This is a genomic window from Streptomyces sp. NPDC002911, from assembly GCF_053591835.1.
Genome location: NZ_JBSFUO010000003.1, coordinates 139774 through 156962, shown reverse-complemented (window position 1 = coordinate 156962; position 17189 = coordinate 139774). Strand labels below are relative to the sequence as shown.

The window sequence follows — 17189 nt, the reverse complement described above, 5'->3', positions numbered from 1 at the left end:
CACCCCGTGCTGCCGCCACACCGCACAACGTGCCTGGAGGAGAAAAGCCATGACCACCCACCGGCCTCGCATCGTGGACCTCAGCGAGACTCAGCCCAACCGCAGGCGCGGAGGCGACCTGCGCGCCATGCTCACACCCACGGCGGTGGGCGCCACCAGCGGCTTCATGGGGCTGGCCCTCGTCGCCCCCGGTGACCGTATCGGCGAGCATTACCACCCGTACTCCGAGGAGTTCGTGTACGTCGTGGACGGACTCCTCGAAGTGGACCTGGACGGCGAATCGCACCCGATGCGACCTGACCAGGGCCTGCTGATCCCGCCGCACGTCCGCCACCGCTTCCGCAACGTGGGTGACGTGGAAGCACGCATGGTCTTTCACCTCGGCCCGCTCGCCCCCCGCCCCGAGCTCGGGCACGTGGACACCGAGGTCACGGAAACCGCGGACCCCAGTGACGGCTACGCGCCGCCAGAACGAACGGGGGCGGCCTCATGATCCGCCGGCGCGTGGCCGTCACCGGGGTCGGTGTCGTCGCACCCGGTGGCATCGGAGCTCCGGCGTTCTGGGACCTGCTCGCCAACGGCCGTACGGCGACACGCGGCATCACACTGTTCGACCCGGCGCAGTTCCGTTCGCGTATCGCCGCCGAGTGCGACTTCGATCCCGTCGCCCGCGGCCTGGACGCGGACCTGATCGCCCGCTCGGACCGGTACATCCAGTTCGCCCTGGTGGCGGCGAGGGAGGCGCTGGGCGACGCCGGACTCGACCTCGAGAAGGAGGACCCCTGGCGTATGGGGGTGTCCCTCGGAACCGCGGTCGGCGGCACCACCCGCCTGGAGCACGACTACGTCGCCGTCAGCGGCAGCGGTGCGCGCTGGGACGTCGACCACCGGCCGGCGGGCGCCCACCTGGAGCGGGCGTTCGCGCCCAGCACCCTCGCCTCCGCGGTCGCGGAGGAGGTCGGCGCACACGGGCCCGTGCAGACGGTCTCGACCGGCTGCACCTCCGGCCTCGACGCGATCGGGTACGCCTTCCACTCCGTCGAGGAAGGCCGGGTCGACATCTGTGTCGCCGGAGCGTCCGACACGCCGATCACCCCCATCACGGTGGCGTGCTTCGACGCGATCAAGGCGACCTCGGCGAACAACGACGACCCGGAGCACGCCTCCAGGCCGTTCGACGCCCGCCGGGACGGATTCGTGATGGGTGAGGGCGGCGCCGTCCTCGTGCTCGAGGAGCTGGAACACGCCCGGGCCCGCGGCGCGACCGTCTACTGCGAGATATCCGGCTACGCCACCTTCGGCAACGCCTACCACATGACCGGGCTGACCACGGAGGGGCTGGAGATGGCCGAGGCCATCAACACCGCCCTCGCGCACGCCCGCCTCGACAAAACGGAGGTCGACTACGTCAACGCGCACGGCTCGGGCACCAAGCAGAACGACCGGCACGAGACGGCAGCGGTGAAACGGGCTCTGGGCGCGCACGCGTACAAGGTGCCGATGAGCTCGATCAAGTCGATGGTCGGCCACTCCCTCGGCGCCATCGGAGCGATCGAGATCGCCGCCTGCGTCCTGGCTCTCAAGCACCAGACGGTGCCGCCGACGGCCAACTACGAGACCGCGGACCCCGACTGCGATCTCGACTACGTACCCCGCACCGCGCGGCCCCTCAAGCTGCGCAGCGTGCTCTCGGTCGGCAGCGGCTTCGGCGGATTCCAGTCCGCTGTCGCGATGACCCGATCAGGCGGGAGGACCCTATGAACACCCCGGCAAACCGCAGCCCCGTCATCACGGGGATCGGTGTCGTCGCCCCCAACGGGATCGGCGCCGGTGCTTTCTGGAAGCAGACCCAGGACGGTGTCAGCGTCCTCGACCTCGTGTCCCGTGAAGGGTGCGAGAACCTCCCGCTGCGTGTCGCGGGCGAGGTCAGGGACTTCGACCCGGTCGCGTACATCGAGGAGCGCTTCCTCGTCCAGACCGACCGATTCACGCACTACGCGATGGCCGCCGCCGATCTCGCCCTGGACGACGCGCGGCTCGGACGAGCGGACTACGAGGGCGCGCCGTTCAAGGTGGGCGTGGTCACCGCCGCCGGATCAGGTGGCGGTGAATTCGGTCAGCGCGAGCTGCAGCGGCTGTGGGGTGAGGGCTCCCGTTTCGTCGGCCCCTACCAGTCCATCGCCTGGTTCTACGCGGCCAGCACCGGCCAGATCTCGATCCGGGGTGGCTTCAAGGGGCCGTGTGCTGTCGTGGCCAGCGACGAGGCCGGCGGTCTGGACGCGCTCATGCACGCCGGGCGTTCCATCCGGCGGGGCACGGACGCCGTCGTCGTCGGCGCGGCCGAAGCGCCACTCGCCCCGTACTCGGTCGTCTGCCAGCTCGGCTACGACGACCTCAGCCTCTGCGACGAACCCACTCGCGCCTACCGGCCGTTCACCGCGGACGCCTGCGGATTCGCGCCGGCCGAGGGTGGCGCCATGCTGGTGGTCGAGGAGAAGACGGCGGCCCGCGACCGCGGCGCACGCATCCGGGCCGAACTGGCCGGCCACGCCGCCACCTTCACCGGGGCGGCCCTGTGGGACGAGTCCCGCGCGGGACTCGCCCGGGCGATCGAAGGGGCACTCCGCGAGGCGGACTGCGCTCCTGAGGAAATCGACGTCGTCTTCGCGGACGCGATGGGCGTGCCCTCCGCGGACCGGGCCGAAGCCCTGGCGATCGCCGACGCCCTGGGCCCGCACGGGCGACGCGTCCCGGTGACCGCGCCCAAGACCGGAACGGGCCGCGCCTACTGCGGCGCACCCGTGCTCGACACCTCCGCCGCGGTGCTGGCCATGGAACACGGCTCGATCCCGCCGACGCCCAACGTTTTCGAGGTGTGCCACGACCTGGACGTGGTTACCGGGCGCGCGCGCCCCGCCGAACTGCGCACGGCGCTCGTACTGAGCCGCGGGCTGATGGGCTCCAACTCGGCCCTGGTACTGCGCCGCCCCACCGACACCCCGCTGTGAGAAGGAGTATCCCTCATGACCGCTCAGCTGACTTACGAAGAACTGGCCACGCTGATGAAGAACGGCGCCGGCCTCACGGTCGACCCGTCGGAGATGGAGAGCCGCCCCGGCTCGGCCTTCGACGAGTACGGCCTGGACTCGCTCGGCCTGCTCGGCATCGTGGCCGCGCTCGAGAACCGGTACGGCCACCCGCTGCCCGTCGACGCCGACCGGTGCAAGACGCCCGGCGAGTTCCTCGACCTCGTGAACGCCACCCTCGTGACAGGAGCCTGACGTGTCCGGACACACCGAGAACGAGATCACCATCGCAGCCCCCCTGGACCTCGTCTGGGACGTGACGAACGATCTCGAGAACTGGCCGACGCTGTTCAGCGAGTACGCGGCCGTCGAGGTGCTCAAGCGCGAGGGGCAGAAGACGACCTTCCGCCTCACCATGCACCCCGACGACAACGGCAAGGTCTGGAGCTGGGTCTCCGAGCGCACCACGGACCGCCAGGGACGCAACGTACGCGCCCGGCGGGTCGAGACCGGTCCCTTCCAGCGCATGGACATCCGGTGGGAGTACTCGGAGGTCCCGGGCGGCACGCGCATGCACTGGCGCCAGGACTTCGCGATGCGCCCCGACGCACCGGTCGACGACGCGTGGATGACCGACAACATCAACCGCAACTCGCGCGTCCAGCTGGAACTCATCCGCGACAAGATCGAGCAGCGAGACCGGGAACGCCGCACTGCCTCGGTCCCCGCCAACTGATGCCCGGAAAGGCAGCCGGATGCACCACGCACTGATCGTCGCCCGGATGGCGCCCGGATCCGCACCGGACATCGCGAAGCTTTTCGAGGCTTCCGACAACACCGAACTGCCCCACCTCGTCGGCGTCAACAGGCGCACCCTGTTCCAGTTCGGCGATGTGTATCTGCACCTGATCGAATCCGACCGGCCCCCGGGCCCGGAGATCGCCAAGGTGACGGAGCACCCGGAGTTCAAGGCCGTCAGCGAGCAGCTGACCGCCTTCGTGAGCCCTTACGACCCGCAGACCTGGCGCGGTCCGAAGGACGCGATGGCGCAGCAGTTCTACCGCTGGCAGCGCGACGGCTCCGCCTGACACACAGACGACCGCCCCGGGCCCGGCACCTGAGTGCCGGACCCGGGGCGACTCGGTGCGCCGGGGCCGCGCGCTACGGCACGACGCACTCGAACGCGTGCAGGTACGCGTTGACGGGGTGGATCTCACCGACCCGCAGGCCCGCGTCGGACATGCGCCCGACCAGGCTTTCCCGGGTGTGCTTCGCGCCACCGACGTTGAGCAGGAGCAGCAGGTCCATGGCGGTGGTGAACCGCATCGACGGGGTGTCGTCGACGAGGTTCTCGATGATCACCACACGGGCGCCCGGACGGGCCGCGGCGACCACGTTGGCGAGGGTCCTGCGGGTGCTTTCGTCGTCCCATTCGAGGATGTTCTTGATGATGTACAGATCCGCCTCGAACGGGATGTCCTCACGGCAGTCCCCGGGGACGATCCGGACCCGGCCGGCGAGCCGCCCGCCGTCCCGAAGCCGCGCGTCCGCACGCGCCACGACACCCGGCAGGTCCAGAAGGGTTCCGTGGACCGAGGGGTGCTTCTCCAGCAGGCTCGCGAGCACGTGCCCCTGACCGCCGCCGATGTCGGCGACCGAGGACACCCCGGTGAGGTCCAGACGGTCGGCGACATCCTGCGCGGACTGCACGCTGGAGGTGGTCATGGCCCGGTTGAACACCTGGGCGGACTCGCCCGCGTCCTGGTGGAGATATTCGAAGAAGCCCTTGCCGAACGTCTCCGGGAAGACGCTCTTGCCGGAGCGCACCGCGTCTTCGAGCCGCGGCCAGACCTCCCAGGTCCACGGTTCCGTGCACCACAGGGAGATGTACCGCAAGCTGTTCGGGTCGTCCTCGCGCAGCAGCCGCGACATCTCCGTGTGGACGAACTTCCCCTCCGCCGTCTCGCTGAAGATCCCGTAGCAGCACAGCGCGCGCAGAAGCCGCCGCAGAGGTACGGGCTCGGCGTCCACGACCAGTGCGAGCTCCGGGGCCGATGCCGGCTTCTCACCCAACGCGTCGGCGACGCCCAGCCTGGCCGCGGCGCGCACGGCCGCAGCGCAGGCCGCTCCGAACGCGAGCTCCCGCAGCCGCATCGACGGCGGCGGGGTATGGGCGGCGTCAACGTGCGGCGCGGTGGGTGGAGTTGCGCTGGGGATGGTGTCGGGGGTGGGACTCACGGTGGTCATACCGTCTCTTTTCTCCTGGTGCGGTGGTGTGCCGTCATCCGGCACACATCCCGGCCGGGACGGATGTCCCGCACGTGTTGCTGACGAAGCTGTTGCCGGTGCCCGCGGTGTCGCGGTTGGCGAGGTCGGCCGGCTTGTTGCCGCGTACGAGGTTCTCGCTGATGGTGTTGTCCGTGTTCAGCGCGCCCACGAAGCTCTTGAACAGCAGGATGCCGCCGGAGAGCGGGGTGGAGCCGACGTTGTCCCGGATGATGTTGGAACGTACGGTCGTGGCCTCGCTGCCGGTGAGGACGATGCCGGATCCCTGGATCGCGGACAGGCGGGGGGTCGCCGCGCAGAACTTGTTGTTCTTGAGGATCCGGTTGCCGCTGATCGTCATCGCGCCGGCCGCGGGCTTGGACTCGTCACCCACGACGAACACGCCGCTGCAGTTACCGGTCAGGGTGTTGCCGTCGATCACCAGGTTCCGGACCCGGCGGGCGGTGACGCCGATGCGGTTCCCGCTGACCATGTTGTCGGCGATCAGGGTCCCGCCGGTATCGGTCGCTCCGCCCTCCTCGCTGACCGAGTTGGCGACGAAGATGCCCGCGTCGCCGTTGCCGGTGGCGGTGTTGTGCCGGAAGTCGCCGCGCGTGGACCGCTCCTGCGCGATGCCCCAGGTGCCGTTCTTACGGGCGGCCACCCTGAGGACGGAGAGCCCGTCGGTCCAGGACGCCCAGACGCCGCTCTTGTCGAAACCGGAGACGGTCAGCGAGCGGATGTGGACATCGTCGACCGTTCGGCCCTTCGTCCCGATGACGCAGATGCCGTTTCCGCCCGTGGCGCAGGCGTTGACGGCTTTGGCCCCCTTCGCGGCCGCCGGCGTGATCACCGTCCTCTTACCCGTCCCGCGCAGGGTCAGGCCGGGCGTGGTGATCAGGACGCTCTGACGGTACGTGCCCGGCAGGACGACGACGGTGTCCCCGGGCTTCGCGGCGTCCACCGCGCTCTGGATCGATTCGCCCGGGCGCACCACAAGGTCGCTGTCACCGGACGCGACGGACGGAACGGCCGCGAGGCCCAGGGTCGTGGCCGTCGCGACGGTGATGCCCGCCAGGCATTTCATGTGTCTTTTCCTCATGAGCCGAAGCTATGGGCGATCAACCGCCGGTGCCACACAAGGTGAGCGTATGGATACAAGGCGTGCCTGAATGGCTTACCCCCCGCAGCCCCCATGACCTCGGGCGGCCGTAACGTGGGCCCCATGACGGGCGAGCGAGATCTTCGAACACTGCTGCACGGCCTGCGACCGGGGCTGATGCCCGGCCGCTACGTCTACACGACCGTACCTGGCGGTGAGGTGCCCGCCGGTGTCGCTCCGGTGGTCACCGTCTCCGAGGAGGAAGGGCTGACCCTCGTCGTCACCGAGGCGCAAGCCGTGGCATCAGGACTGGCGTACCACTTCGTAGCCGGATGGATCACCCTCCGTGTGCATTCTGCACTGGACTCCGTCGGACTGACCGCGGCGGTCTCCCTGGCCCTCACGGACGCCGGGATCAGCTGCAACGTGGTCGCCGGATTCCACCACGACCATCTGTTCGTGCCGTACGCGCGTGCGACCGAGGCGGTCCAGGTGCTCGAAGCGCTGGCGGTGGAGTCCGCGTAGGAGTGCCCGGCTCCGCAACGTGAGCCGGGACACGTAACATGGCAGCATGTCCTTCCTCCGCCGCCGTAGCGCCGCCACACCCGCGGGCCCGGACTTCGATGTCCTGGCCATGGATCCGGGGGACTGGCCCGGCAATCTCGGCGCCGGTCTGCTCCCCGCTCCCGACGGGAGCTGTCAGGGCGTGTTCCTGCGCTACGACCTGTTCGGCGGCCGCGGCCCCGCGATGATCATCGGGAATCTCCCGGAGGGCTCACCGGCCCGCGAGACCGAAGAGGGCCAGGTGCCCTTCGAGGTCGCCCAGCTGCTCCTCGCCCTCGAGAACGACGAGCCGGTCGAAGTGACCGGCACCGAGGACGTGCCCGTCATGCAGGGCGACAGCCTGCTGATCGTGCGCCGTATCAAGCTTTCCGAGAGCCGGATCTCCTGCGTCCAGTTCGACCGGAGCGACGGCGTACTCGTCACCATCGCCAGCTGGGACCGGCCGATCACGGACGATCTGTACGCCCTGCTGAAGCCACTTCCCGCGGAGCTGTTCCAGCAGGGCTGAAACGTCCCTGCGTCGTCAGCAGCCGCGTCACCCGCGCCGCCGACGTGCCGAACCCCGTGGGCCCGCTGACGTGCCACGGGGTTCCGGTGCCCCGCCGGAGATCCTCCTCGCGATAGCGTCTGCAGTCCCGGTGCCAGATCAGGATGCCCGCCAGCCAGTGCTGGAGCTCCACCACATACCCGGCCAGGACCTCTCGCGCCTCCGTGCTCAGATCGAAGTCGTCGTACAGCACCGGCAGGTCCTGCTCGGCGACATGCTGGAACTGGCGCATCCGTGAATTCATCAGGTCGTGGACGATCGCGACCCCCGTCGGATAGTCCACCCCGAAGAAGTTCTGCACGACCAGGACGCCGTTGTGCACCTCGCCCTCGTACTCGATTTCCTTCTGGTACGAGAACAGGTCGTTGAGCAGGCACGCGTAGTCCGCCGCCGCGTTCTCCAGGGACCGCATCGGCCCGTTGCGGTAGACCGCGTCCGGCACCTTCCTGCCGTGTCCCAGCCGGCACAGACTCATCGTCAGGTCCGAACCGAACGTGGCCCGGCGCATCTCCATGTAGTCGACCGGGTCGGGAATCCGGTTCTGTGCCTGGTTCGCCAGTTCCCAGAGCCAGCTCGCCGTCATCGACTCCACCGCCTCCCGGAAGGTCCGCCGCGCGTCCTCGTCCATCGGCTCCGCCGTCCGGCGCCAGAGGTCGGCCAGCGCCCGCTCCAGGGCGTTGACGGGCTCAGGGACAGACGATCCGTCCAGTGGCATGAACAGCGACAACCGCTCGTTGGCCAGCCGCGCCCCGGCCAGATCACGGGTCCGGCCGTGCACCACCGGGAACCAGTCGTCGCCGTACGTCCCCCAGGTCAGCCACCCCGAGGACAGATCGAGCTCGTCCGGAGTCGCATCGGGATGCAGCCCCGCCGCGCAGAGCGGCAGATCGGTCGCGACGAGGCGCTCCTCGTCCCAGATGTGTGAACCCGGCACGCCCGGTTGCGCTTCCAGGAGCCCCATCCGGTGTGACCACTCCACGATCCGGACGCGCGCCCCGTCCAGATGCGGGCTCAGCGTCGTGCCGAACGGCATGTCGAAGTCGGGCAGCAGGGAGGGGCCGACGTGCTGGAACGGCACATGGGTGTGGCTGCGCCTGCGGAACGATTCCGAGCGCGGGGTGAAGCGGAGTGATGCGGCGGCCATGCCGAAACCGGGCACGCTTTCTCCCGCGCCGCCGCCGTTCATATAGCGGCTGGAGCGCATGTGCCACTCGTGACCGCCGGACTGCCAGTCCTGGAGCCCCTTCACGTATGCCAGGACGGCGACCGTCTCGTCGGCGGTCAGCCCCTTCTCCGCGCACAGCGGGCCGATTTCGGTGAGGGCGGTGTTCTCGAACTGCTGCAGGCGGGACGTCAGTAGATCGTTGACCGCCTCCGCCGCCTCCTGGGTAGAGCAGCTGAGGAACTTCTCCAGGACCAGCACGCCGTTGCTGTTCTCGCCCTCGTCCTCGACCTCGCGCTGGTACGAGAACAGATCGTTACGCAGATGCACGCCGTCGGAGAAGGCGTCCCTCAGCACCCGCAGCGGGCGTGAACCGGACACCGCGTCGGGCACCTCCGCGTTCGCCGCGTACTCCACCAGCCCCGCCGACCACGGCGCTCCGCCCACCTTGCGGCGCATCTCGATGTACTCGACGGGGTTGGCGATCCGTCCCTCGTTGATGTTCGAGAGCTCCCACAGGGACTCGTTGAGCAGATTCTCCGTCGCCTCGGCGAACCGAGCCCGCCAGGCATCGGACATGCCCGGCACGGTCCTGGCCCAGAGATCGGCCAGCCCCGCTTCCACCGGATTGGACGGCTCCGGCGTCGCCGCGCCCCGTTCCATGGGCATGAAAGCCGGCAGCCGGTCCAGATACCGCTTCCCGCCCTCACGGTCCGGAGTGCGTTTGAACAGCTCGAGGAAATGGTCGTCGAAGAAGAAGACCCACACATACCAGTCGGTGACCAAGGACAAGGTCTCTGCCGAGCAGTCGGGGTGGGTGCAGGAGCAGAGCAGCGCGTAGTCGTGGGATTCGAGGTCCTTCTCCTCCCAGATTCCGGAGCCTTCCAGCATCCCCATTCCGCGCGCCCACGTCCGTGTGTGGCTCCGGGCCGCCTCCAGATGAGGATTGAGACGTGCCGGGTACGGCACGTAGAAGTCCGGCAGTGAGAAGGGCTGCGCCATGTGCATCCGGCCTTTCCGAGAACTCCGCGCGGTCCACGCGGGCTGGTCCTGTCGGCGCCAGCACTACCCCTCGGCCATCCGGGGTACGCACAGCGTCGAATAGTCACACAAGCTCTGGTCTGGCGGCAGACTGCACTCTTGACTCGCCAACACCTCCCGCCACAGAGTGTGCGCCGACCGAAGTACGTGGGAAACACCCATAGGAACCGCTCTGCCGCCCAGCCCATGAAGGGTTGTCATGACGTCGAAGCAGAGAGTCAGACTCGCGCTCGCACTGACCACGGCGGGAGGCTTGAGCATGGCGCTTCTCTCCCCGGCGGCGGCCGGCGCGGACACCGCACGACCGGAATGCCCGCGCAATCTCGACTGCGACTGGATCCCCGCGGCCTACCAGCGGACCGGTGACCCGGCGGACGAAGACACCTACGGAAACTACGACACGGCGAATCGGCCGGACAGCGACGCCATCAAGTTCATCGTCCTGCACGACACCGAGGCCGACTACGACACCACCCTGAAGATCTTCAAGAACCCGGCCGACCAGACCTCCGCCCACTACGTGGTGCGTTCGTCCGACGGTCATGTCACCCAGATGGTGAAGAACAAGGACGTCGCCTGGCAGGCGGGCAACTGGTACCTCAACACCCACTCCATCGGTATCGAACAGGAGGGCGTCGCAGCCGAGGGCGCCAAGTGGTACACCCCTGAGATGTACCGCTCGACCGCCCGACTGGTGCGCCACCTGGCGGCGAAGTACGACATTCCGCTCGACCGGCAGCACATCCTCGGCCACGACGGTGTCCCGCCCACCAGTGCGGCCGGCACCCACAACCTGCATTGGGATCCGGGCCCTTACTGGGACTGGAACCGCTTCATGGCACTGCTCGGCGCACCCACCGTGCCGAGCGCTCCCAGAAGCAGCGAACTGGTCACGGTCAGCGCGGACTTCACCGAGAACCAGCAGGAATTCCGCGACTGCGAGAAGGGCGTCGACCTGCCCCGCCAGGGCAGCAGTGCGGTCCAACTGCGCATCGGGCCGTCCGCGGACTCGCCGCTCTTCTCCGACCCGGGGCTGCATTCGGACGGTGCGCCGGGGACGAACTGCGCTGCGGACTGGGGCAGCAAAATCAGCGCCGCCCAGCAGGCGGTTGTCGCCGACAAAGCACCCGGCTGGACGGCGATCTGGTGGTACGGGGAGAAGGCGTGGTTCCGCACCCCGGCAGGGACCCGGGTCGTCAGCCCCACGTCCGGCCATGTGGTGCGGCCGAAGGAAGGTAAGGCGGAAGTGCCGGTGTACGGCGTCGCCTACCCGGAGAAGGCGGAGTACCCCCTGGACTTCGTCAAGCCGAGCATGGGCAGCCCACTCGTCTACACCATCAAGGCGGGGCAGGCTTTCCCCGGCGGTGGCGAGGCGCCCACCGGTTACTACTACGCACCGACGATCAACGCTTCGAAGCCGTACGACCACACATACTTCCGCGGAACTCAGAAGTATGTGACGGTGCAGATCGGCCACCGGATCGGCTTCGTGCAGGCCTCCGACGTCGATGTGGTGCGATCCGGATCATGAGCAGCGGCTGAGACCTTGAACGCTGCGCTGCGGGACCCGTGTGTCGGCACCGGTCCCGCAGCGCGCTTCCCCCCTCGTCGGTCGGGCCGGTCGAACCGGCGTGGTCAGCGTGTCCCCACCGCTGCGCGCACGGCCCGCCGGGCCATCGCGCAGTCGTCGTGCAGCCTGCGCAGCAGCAGTCGTTGCTCCTCGCTCGAGGACAGCACACCCTGCCGCGCCTGGCCGCCCCCGGCCGTAGCACCCTCACGCATGGCACGCTGGACAGCCGTCTCGTACGTTCGGATCTCCCGGGTCAGCACGATCATGAGGTTGACCAGGAAAGCGTCACGGGCAGCGGCGCCCTTCGTCTGCGCCAGCTGGCTGATCTGGCGCCGTGACGCCGGTGCGTCACCGAGCACTGCCCAGAGCGTCGCCAGGTCGTATCCCGGTAGATACCAGCCGGCGTGCTCCCAGTCGACCAGCACGGGACCGGTGGGCGGCAGCAGGATGTTCGAGAGCAGAGCGTCGCCATGGCAGAACTGGCCCATGCCCTGCCGGCCGCCCGCATGAGCCAGACCGTGCAACAGCTTCTGCAGGTCACCCAGATCACGATCGGTGAACAGTCCCAATTCGTGATAGCGGGCGATGCGTGAGGCGTAGTCCAGGGGCGCGTCGAACAGACCGGCCGGCGGCCTCCAGGCATTGACCTGGCTGACCGCGCCGAGAACAGCCCGCAGGTCCGCACGGGGTGGCGCTTCCGCAGGATGCCTCGTCAGCGCGGCGACACGGCCGGGCATCCGCTCGATCACCAGGGTGCAGTTCTCCGGGTCGGCGGCGATGAGCCGCGGGACCCGGACCGGCGGGCGGTGCCTGACGAACGCGCGGTATGCCGCTATTTCGTGGCGGAACCGCTCCGTCCAAGCGGGGGAGTGATCCAGTAAACACTTGGCCACCGCGGTAGCGCGGCCGGTGGTGCCCACGATGAGCACCGAGCGGCCGCTGCGGCGCAGCACCTGCACCGGATTGAACTCGGGGCAGATGCGGTGCACCGAGGCGATGACCATGCGTAGCTGGGCGCCCTGGGCGCCGGACAGGTCCAGTCTTCCGCTGAGCGGTTGGGAGCCCGGCCCCGCCGCCCGCCGGGTCCGACCCGGGCCGGACGCCGGTGACGCGGCGCGGGGGTCGAGATACGGCCCGCCGCCCGTCCCCAAGGGGCGAAGCGGCCGGGGCGGGGCGGACACGGAGGACGATGCTGTGTACATGGGCGAGACAGATCCCTTCGTGCGCCGACAAGTTGCGTGCGCCGCCCCGGCCGGCGGCCGTTCGGCACCCTGGGGAGTACCTAGGGCTGCCGGGCGGGGTGGCGCTTTCCTACCTGACACCGGACGGCGGGTGGCACAACATCTAGCGCCCCCTGGCGAACCCTGGCGAATATTCGCCGGGCATTCGCGGGGGAGCTAGGGTCAAGTCAGCCGAGAACCTGGGGGCTTGACGTGACCGGAGAACCCAACACCCGCCTATCTGACCTGTTCGGCCTGGCCGGCTGGTCCAAGGGCGAACTCGCGAGAATGGTGAACAGGCAGGCGGCGGCCATGGGCCACCTCCAACTGGCCACCGACACCTCGCGGGTGCGGCGCTGGATCGACATGGGGGAGTCCCCTCGCGATCCCGTGCCCGAGGTGCTGGCAGCTCTGTTCACCGAGCGGCTCGGCCGTGTCGTGACCATCGAGGACCTAGGGTTCGGCCGGCGCGGGCGTGTGGGGAAGCGGCGAAAAGCCGGGACAGAAGACAATCCCGACGGTTTGCCGTGGGCGCCCGAACGGACGGCAGCGGTCCTCACCGAATTCACGGGAATGGACCTCATGCTCAACCGACGCGGCTTGGTGGGCGCGGGCGCCGCGCTCGCCGCTGGCTCAGCTCTCACCGGCGCCCTGCACGACTGGCTGCACTCCGATCCGGCTCCGGCGGCCCGGGGCTCCCGACTCAACGATCCGCTGTACGCCGAAAATGCCGGCTTCGACCTGTACGAGGCCGCCCCCATCGGTTCCGAGGAGATCGAGGCTCTCGAGCGCTCGGTCGAGGTGTTCCGGGCCTGGGACGCTTCCAGAGGAGGCGGTCTCCAGCGCAAGGCCGTCGTGGGCCAGCTCAACGAAGTGGGCGGCATGCTCGCCTACCACCACCCCGAGCATCTGCAGCGCCGTCTCTGGGGCGTCGCCGCCAACCTCGCGGTCCTCGCCGGCTGGATGTCTCACGATGTCGGCCTCGAGCCCACCGCACAGAAGTACTTCGTGATCGCCACCCACGCGGCGCGGGAGGGCGGCGACCGTCCGCGCGCGGGCGAGGCGCTCTCCCGCGCCGCACGCCAGATGGTGCACCTGGGACGGCCGGACGACGCCCTGGACCTGATGAAGCTCGCCAAGACCGGTTGCGGGGAGGAGACCCTGCCGCGCACCCGCGCGATGCTGCACACCATCGAGGCCTGGGCGCAGGCGTCGATGGGACACGGGCAGGCCATGCGGCGCACCCTAGGGGAAGCCGAGGAGCTATTCGTCTCGGACAAGGGAGATGTGCCGCCGCCGAGCTGGATGCAGATGTTCGACGAGGCGGACTTGCACGGGATGCAGGCCCTGGCCTTCCGTACCCTGGCCGAGCACGACCCGGGTGTGGCCTCCACTGCTCAGCGACACGCCAAGCAGGCACTTGGCCTGCGGATAAACGGCCGTCAGCGGTCCAAAATCTTCGACTACATTTCGCTCGCCTCGGCGTGCTTCATCGCTGACGACCCCGAACAGGCCGACCGTTACGCACGACTCGCCCTGGTGTCGATGGGGGAGACGTCCTCGCACCGGACGTGGGACCGGCTGCGGGAGATGTACCGGCTCACCGGTCAGTTCGCGGGTTACGCCAAGATCGAGGATCTGCGTGAGGAGATCGAACTTGCCCTGCCTCCACGCTCGTCCACCAAGAAGGTGAGAGGTTCCCAGATCTGACCCGGCATCGCCGGCGACGCGCTCGGGACGATATCTGTTCTGAGGCCGGACAGCTCTGCCGTGGCGGAGGTCTCCTACGGTACGGGGTGACCCAAAAGTCTCTCACCCCTCCACGCGGGCCACCAATACGCAGGCATCGTCGAGACGTTCGGCCGATCCGAGCTCCTCGACCACGGTCCGTACGCAGTCCTGTGCCGTGCGGGCCTGCGCGAACCGAGGCGCCAGTCCCAGAAGCATGTCCGGGCAGGCGCCCCGGTCGCTCTGTCGTGTGAGTCCGTCGGTGTGCAGTACGAGCACGTCGCCCGGCAGCAGGTCCACCTGGTCCTGCTCGTAGGTGACTCCTGATGCCGCCCCGAGCAGTGCCCCGTCCGGCGCGGGCAGAGGACGCCCCACTCCGTCGCGGAACAGCAGCGGCGCGGGGTGCCCTGCCTGTGCCCAGACGAGAACGCCGCTCGCAGAGTCGAAGCGGCAGCACACGGCGCTGCCCAGGGCAGGCTGTGCCGAGCATTCGGTCAGCACGTTCAGATGGCCCATGATCGCACCGGGGTCGACACCTGCAAGGGCCATGCCTCGCAGCGCGCCCAGCAGCATCGCCATGGCCGAGGTGGCCGGGATCCCATGGCCGGTGAGGTCACCGACGGTGAGCAGAGTCTTGCCGTGCGGGAGCGGCAGCGCGTCATACCAGTCGCCACCGATCAGATCGCTCGACCCCGACGGCAGATAACGGCCGGCGAGGTCCAGGCCGTGCGTTCTCCGGCCGGATATCGGCAGTGAGCCGCGCCACGGTGGAAGAACAGCTTCGTGGAGTTCTACCGCCATCCGGTGCTCGGCCCTGGCCATCTGCTCCTGGCGCCGCAACGCATTCCGAGTGCTGCACACGATGTGATGGCTGCGCCGTAGCCTGCTGACATCGCGCACGACCGCCCACATGGAAGCGGTGCAGCCGTCCGCGTCGAGAACGGGTTCGCCCATCATGTGCAGCGTGCGCATACCGCCGTCGGGCAGCAGGATCCGGAATTCGCCGTCTATCGGCCTGCCGTCCACCAGGCAGTCGGTCACCATCGACGTCAGGAGGGGCTGGTCCTCCGTGAGGAGCAGGGACGGCAGTTCGTCCAGAGGCAGCGCCCCTGTCCCCGGGGCCCTGCCGAAGATCTGATACAGCTCGTCGGACCAATGGACCTCGTCGGTGAGCAGATTCCACTCCGCGCTGCCCACTCTGCTGAGGAGCGAGCCCATCGGCGGCGCGGTCGGCTTTTCCTCGGAGGGCTCTTCCGCGAGCCCGGCGGCCATGGTGTAGGGGATGCCGTCCCGCAGCTGTCCCAGATGCTCGCCGAGATCGTCGAGCTGATGGACGGCGAGCTCGCAGAGCGCCCGCTGCCAGCGCAGCTGGGGATCGTCGTCGTCGATCACGGAACTGTCGCGCCGCACGGCGTCCACGTCGCCGCGCAGCAGTCGGGTCCGGTCGATCAGGGCATCGACGACGTCCCTCTCGGGCGGCTGTGGGGTGGGGCGGTCCGCAAACAGATGGGACGGCATCTGGTACTCCGATACGGGCGGTACGGCCGGTTCGTGGGGTGGACCGAACACGACTGTGGCACAGGCTCGGGGGCCCCGTAAGGGGTTTGGCGACACTTGGTACGTTCTTGCTTCCGGCATATGCCGACGGCTGAGCGAGGTGACAGTCCGACGAACACCTCTGCCTTCGGCGGGAAGTTGACCCAAGTCACCCGGAGTGAACTGGGCAGCGTACGCCCGCGCTTGCGGCCATGCGCGGCTCGCGCATGCCGGGATCGGAGCATATGCGGAGCCGTGATCCATTGGCTGCCGCAGTCGGTCAAGCCGTTGATCGAAGAAGCATTCGACGACGCGGTCAGGTGCGTGTCACACCTTCGTTCGAGTGTGGGAATGATGGTGTACCCGTAGGTGTTGTCGAAGCCGGTAATGAAAACGACGCCCCTTCCCATCCTGGGGGCGGGGTCGGCACTCTCTCTGGAGGTCCCATGGCGCGCAGTGAGACCAGGCCCGTCGTCCTGCTTCGGTCCACGGCTGGAACCGGCCATACCTATGTGACGCGGAAGAGCCGGCGCAACGACCCTGACCGGTTGGAACTGCGGAAGTTCGACCCGGCCGCAGGGCGTCACGTCATGTTCCGCGAGGCCCGCTGACGACCGACGGCATCACCTTGCCGCCGCCGGGGGTGTCCTGGCCTGCGTGGTCGTGGTGTGGATCACACCGAGGGGCGGACGCGCGGGAACGACGAGTGGTGGTTTGCCGTTCATCTCTATGTAGGGGCGAGGGCCTGAGCCCGCGGTGCAGCGGTCTGCTTTGCCTCCGCACACAAGCCGCCCCGGCTGGATTCCCCCGATCCGGCCGGGGCTTCCCTTTTTCCGGGCAACCGCGTGGCGCGCCGCCCGGGCTGTCGGCTGTCAGCGCTCACCCGCGCCGCGCCCCTGCGGCCCGCGCTCACATGGTCTGAGTGAGGTCTGTCGCGTAATGCTCGATGGCAGGCCGGTACCGCTGCACATACGGGCTGTCACTCGTCGTCGCCACCAGGCGCAGCAGAAGCTGCATGGCCTCGTGATGCTCACCGGTGTTGAACAGGGCCATGGACAGGAAGGTCCGCAAGGCCCCGTCGTCCGGGAATTCCGACACCCCCCGCCGGAGCGTCTCCACGGCCTGCCCGAACCTGCCGAGGACGCGGTAGGTGCTGCCGAGTCCCAGCAGTGCTCCGCGGCGTTCCTCCTCGATCAGGCCGTCGCCCTGCAGACACCGCTCGTAGTACGGCACGGCCTCGGCCTCCAAGCCGAGCACATCGTGGACCCAGGCCGTCTGATAGGCGACGTCCTCCGCGTCGGGGAACGTGGCGGTGAGGGTGAGGAGGCGTTCCCTGGCCTGTTCGGGATGCCCCTGCTCGCGCAGCCGTACGGCTTCCGCCAGCAGTTCGTCCTTCTTCTGTGGGCTCATGCGCACATGGTCGCACCA

Annotated in this window: 17 protein-coding genes; 11 read left to right on the top strand and 6 right to left on the bottom strand. The window is 68.8% G+C overall.

Going from position 1 to position 17189, the window contains the following annotated elements; all coding sequences use genetic code 11:
- Positions 1–49: 49 nt before the first annotated feature.
- From ACWD04_RS06010 to ACWD04_RS05985, 6 genes are read left to right on the top strand one after another with little or no spacing between them, the layout of a single operon-like run.
- Complete coding sequence (locus ACWD04_RS06010) at positions 50–493, top strand: cupin domain-containing protein (RefSeq protein WP_451128575.1); 444 nt, start codon at positions 50–52, stop codon at positions 491–493.
- Entirely contained in the window at positions 493–1761 is a 1269-nt protein-coding gene (locus tag ACWD04_RS06005) for a beta-ketoacyl-[acyl-carrier-protein] synthase family protein (protein WP_451129218.1), read from the top strand. Before ACWD04_RS06010 ends, ACWD04_RS06005 begins: the two co-directional genes overlap by 1 nt.
- Positions 1758–3008: a ketosynthase chain-length factor gene (locus ACWD04_RS06000; RefSeq protein ID WP_451128573.1), complete on the top strand. Its 1251-nt coding sequence runs from the start codon at positions 1758–1760 to the stop codon at positions 3006–3008. The genes ACWD04_RS06005 and ACWD04_RS06000 overlap by 4 nt, the downstream gene beginning before the upstream one ends.
- 15 nt (positions 3009–3023) lie before the next feature.
- Positions 3024–3281: an acyl carrier protein gene (locus ACWD04_RS05995; protein ID WP_451128571.1), complete on the top strand. Its 258-nt coding sequence runs from the start codon at positions 3024–3026 to the stop codon at positions 3279–3281.
- Position 3282: 1 nt separating this feature from the next.
- The gene (locus ACWD04_RS05990) at positions 3283–3762 is read left to right on the top strand and encodes an SRPBCC family protein (protein ID WP_451128569.1); all 480 of its coding nucleotides are present in this window, start codon (positions 3283–3285) and stop codon (positions 3760–3762) included.
- A gap of 19 nt (positions 3763–3781) precedes the next feature.
- Complete coding sequence (locus ACWD04_RS05985; protein WP_451128567.1) at positions 3782–4114, top strand: TcmI family type II polyketide cyclase; 333 nt, start codon at positions 3782–3784, stop codon at positions 4112–4114.
- Positions 4115–4187: 73 nt separating this feature from the next.
- On the opposite strand, the gene ACWD04_RS05980 is transcribed toward ACWD04_RS05985, so the two are convergent.
- A complete protein-coding gene (locus tag ACWD04_RS05980) occupies positions 4188–5273 on the bottom strand; it encodes a methyltransferase (protein ID WP_451128565.1) in 1086 nt (361 codons plus the stop codon).
- A 34-nt stretch (positions 5274–5307) separates the two neighbouring features.
- Positions 5308–6378 (bottom strand): right-handed parallel beta-helix repeat-containing protein, encoded by a 1071-nt coding sequence (locus ACWD04_RS05975; RefSeq protein WP_451128563.1) that lies wholly within the window; start codon positions 6376–6378, stop codon positions 5308–5310.
- A gap of 138 nt (positions 6379–6516) precedes the next feature.
- Between ACWD04_RS05975 and ACWD04_RS05970 the strand changes: the two genes are divergently transcribed.
- Positions 6517–6918 (top strand): ACT domain-containing protein, encoded by a 402-nt coding sequence (locus tag ACWD04_RS05970; RefSeq protein WP_451128561.1) that lies wholly within the window; start codon positions 6517–6519, stop codon positions 6916–6918.
- A gap of 46 nt (positions 6919–6964) precedes the next feature.
- On the top strand, positions 6965–7465 hold the full coding sequence (locus ACWD04_RS05965; protein WP_031095964.1) for a hypothetical protein: 501 nt from the start codon (positions 6965–6967) through the stop codon (positions 7463–7465).
- Here the strand turns inward: ACWD04_RS05965 and ACWD04_RS05960 are convergent.
- Positions 7404–9668 (bottom strand): terpene synthase family protein, encoded by a 2265-nt coding sequence (locus tag ACWD04_RS05960; protein WP_451128559.1) that lies wholly within the window; start codon positions 9666–9668, stop codon positions 7404–7406. The two genes, ACWD04_RS05965 and ACWD04_RS05960, sit on opposite strands and share 62 nt — an antisense overlap.
- Before the next feature lie 238 nt (positions 9669–9906).
- Here ACWD04_RS05960 and ACWD04_RS05955 point away from each other — a divergent pair, with 238 nt between their 5' ends.
- The gene (locus ACWD04_RS05955) at positions 9907–11238 is read left to right on the top strand and encodes an N-acetylmuramoyl-L-alanine amidase (RefSeq protein ID WP_451128557.1); all 1332 of its coding nucleotides are present in this window, start codon (positions 9907–9909) and stop codon (positions 11236–11238) included.
- A 104-nt stretch (positions 11239–11342) separates the two neighbouring features.
- Here ACWD04_RS05955 and ACWD04_RS05950 read toward each other — a convergent pair whose 3' ends face one another.
- Entirely contained in the window at positions 11343–12479 is a 1137-nt protein-coding gene (locus tag ACWD04_RS05950) for an aminoglycoside phosphotransferase family protein (RefSeq protein WP_451128555.1), read from the bottom strand.
- Positions 12480–12710: 231 nt separating this feature from the next.
- Here ACWD04_RS05950 and ACWD04_RS05945 point away from each other — a divergent pair, with 231 nt between their 5' ends.
- Complete coding sequence (locus tag ACWD04_RS05945) at positions 12711–14207, top strand: DNA-binding protein NsdB (protein ID WP_451128553.1); 1497 nt, start codon at positions 12711–12713, stop codon at positions 14205–14207.
- A 102-nt stretch (positions 14208–14309) separates the two neighbouring features.
- Here ACWD04_RS05945 and ACWD04_RS05940 read toward each other — a convergent pair whose 3' ends face one another.
- Positions 14310–15743, bottom strand: coding sequence for a PP2C family protein-serine/threonine phosphatase (locus tag ACWD04_RS05940; RefSeq protein WP_451128551.1), 1434 nt, complete (start codon positions 15741–15743; stop codon positions 14310–14312).
- 464 nt (positions 15744–16207) lie between these two features.
- Between ACWD04_RS05940 and rpmG the strand changes: the two genes are divergently transcribed.
- Positions 16208–16372, top strand: coding sequence for a 50S ribosomal protein L33 (gene rpmG, locus ACWD04_RS05935; protein WP_451128549.1), 165 nt, complete (start codon positions 16208–16210; stop codon positions 16370–16372).
- 298 nt (positions 16373–16670) lie between these two features.
- Here the strand turns inward: rpmG and ACWD04_RS05930 are convergent, their stop codons facing one another.
- Positions 16671–17171: a tetratricopeptide repeat protein gene (locus ACWD04_RS05930; RefSeq protein ID WP_451128547.1), complete on the bottom strand. Its 501-nt coding sequence runs from the start codon at positions 17169–17171 to the stop codon at positions 16671–16673.
- Between the last annotated feature and the right edge of the window lie 18 nt (positions 17172–17189).

Bases quoted from the DNA above. Each gene is read 5' to 3' on its own strand.
- ACWD04_RS06010 (WP_451128575.1), top strand. From the start codon at position 50: ATGACCACCCACCGGCCTCGCATCGTGGACCTCAGCGAGACTCAGCCC.
- ACWD04_RS06000 (WP_451128573.1), top strand. From the start codon at position 1,758: ATGAACACCCCGGCAAACCGCAGCCCCGTCATCACGGGGATCGGTGTC.
- ACWD04_RS05995 (WP_451128571.1), top strand. From the start codon at position 3,024: ATGACCGCTCAGCTGACTTACGAAGAACTGGCCACGCTGATGAAGAAC.
- ACWD04_RS05985 (WP_451128567.1), top strand. From the start codon at position 3,782: ATGCACCACGCACTGATCGTCGCCCGGATGGCGCCCGGATCCGCACCG.
- ACWD04_RS05980 (WP_451128565.1), bottom strand. From the start codon at position 5,273: ATGACCACCGTGAGTCCCACCCCCGACACCATCCCCAGCGCAACTCCA.
- ACWD04_RS05975 (WP_451128563.1), bottom strand. From the start codon at position 6,378: ATGAAATGCCTGGCGGGCATCACCGTCGCGACGGCCACGACCCTGGGC.
- ACWD04_RS05970 (WP_451128561.1), top strand. From the start codon at position 6,517: ATGACGGGCGAGCGAGATCTTCGAACACTGCTGCACGGCCTGCGACCG.
- ACWD04_RS05965 (WP_031095964.1), top strand. From the start codon at position 6,965: ATGTCCTTCCTCCGCCGCCGTAGCGCCGCCACACCCGCGGGCCCGGAC.
- ACWD04_RS05960 (WP_451128559.1), bottom strand. From the start codon at position 9,668: ATGGCGCAGCCCTTCTCACTGCCGGACTTCTACGTGCCGTACCCGGCA.
- ACWD04_RS05955 (WP_451128557.1), top strand. From the start codon at position 9,907: ATGACGTCGAAGCAGAGAGTCAGACTCGCGCTCGCACTGACCACGGCG.
- ACWD04_RS05950 (WP_451128555.1), bottom strand. From the start codon at position 12,479: ATGTACACAGCATCGTCCTCCGTGTCCGCCCCGCCCCGGCCGCTTCGC.
- ACWD04_RS05940 (WP_451128551.1), bottom strand. From the start codon at position 15,743: ATGCCGTCCCATCTGTTTGCGGACCGCCCCACCCCACAGCCGCCCGAG.
- rpmG (WP_451128549.1), top strand. From the start codon at position 16,208: ATGGCGCGCAGTGAGACCAGGCCCGTCGTCCTGCTTCGGTCCACGGCT.
- ACWD04_RS05930 (WP_451128547.1), bottom strand. From the start codon at position 17,171: ATGAGCCCACAGAAGAAGGACGAACTGCTGGCGGAAGCCGTACGGCTG.